At 74.3% G+C, this 1,244-nt stretch carries 1 protein-coding gene; it reads left to right on the top strand.

The window, feature by feature from the left end; all coding sequences use genetic code 11:
- Positions 1–1,109 (top strand): pseudouridine synthase (locus ACFXPX_RS42840; RefSeq protein WP_380645015.1); only part of this gene is annotated, 1,109 nt, incomplete at its 5' end.
- Positions 1,110–1,244: the final 135 nt, after the last annotated feature.

The raw sequence follows: 1,244 nt of genomic DNA, 5'->3' as shown, positions 1-1,244 counted from the left end.
CGACCGGGGGCGCCGCGTACGGCGGCGGTGCGGGGGCGGGTGCGGCCGCGCGCGGCGGTTCCACCGGGCGCGACGGCGGCCGTCGGGACGACCGGCGCGACGACCGGCGTGACGACCGCCGCTTCCCGGACCGCCCGCTGCGGCCCGAGGAGCGCAAGTACGACCGCCCCGAGTTCGGTGGCGGCCCGAACGCCACCCCGGCCCGCGGCGGCTTCACCGGCCGGCGTCCCGGCCCGGCTCCGCGCCCGCGCCGGGAGGGCCAGGGCGCCCCGGGCGACCCGCGCCGCCAGCCGCAGCGCTCGCGCGAGCTCCAGGCCAGGATCGAGGACGCCGTGCTGGCCCGGCACGACAAGCCGGCCGTCAAGCTGCCCAAGACCTTCGGCGAGCCCGAGGGCGAGCGCCTTCAGAAGGTGCTGGCCCGGGCCGGCGTCGGCAGTCGGCGCGCCTGCGAGGAGCTGATCGAGCAGGGTCGGGTCTCGGTCAACGGCAAGCAGGTCACCGAGCAGGGCAAGCGGGTCGACCCGGAGAAGGACGAGATCAAGGTCGACGGCCTGACCGTCGCCACCCAGTCCTACCTGTTCTTCGCGCTCAACAAGCCGGCCGGTGTGGTCTCCACCATGGAGGACCCGGACGGTCGCCAGTGCCTGGGCGACTACGTGACCAACCGGGAGACCCGGCTGTTCCACGTCGGCCGGCTGGACACCGAGACCGAGGGCATCATCCTGCTCACCAACCACGGCGAGCTGGCCCACCGCCTCACCCACCCGAAGTACGGCGTGACCAAGACCTACCTGGCCGCCATCCAGGGCCCGATCCCGCGTGACCTGGGCAAGCAGCTGGCCAAGGGCGTGGAGCTGGAGGACGGCTACGCGCGCGCCGACAGCTTCAAGGTGATCTCCAACGTCGGCAAGAACTACCTGGTCGAGGTGACCCTGCACGAGGGTCGCAAGCACATCGTCCGCCGGATGCTGTCCGAGGTCGGCTTCCCGGTCGAGAAGCTGGTGCGCACCCACTTCGGTCCGATCGCCCTGGGCGACCAGAAGTCGGGCTGGCTGCGCCGCCTGACCAACCCCGAGGTCGGCCAGCTGATGCGCGAGGTCGGCCTGTAGGACCCCGGCCGTACGGCCGTCGTTCGTCGGAGGGTCCCCCCCCCGGGGGGGGGGGGGGGGGGGGTTGCCGGGGGGGCCCGGGGGGGGGGGTCCTCCGGGAGCGGGCGGATCCCCTGGTCGCGGCCGTAGTCAGCA

It is taken from the genome of Kitasatospora sp. NPDC059146 (assembly GCF_042786665.1).
Taxonomy (GTDB): domain Bacteria; phylum Actinomycetota; class Actinomycetes; order Streptomycetales; family Streptomycetaceae; genus Kitasatospora.
Note: the sequence above shows the minus strand (reverse complement) of the source record. Positions and strands in the feature narration are given on the sequence as shown.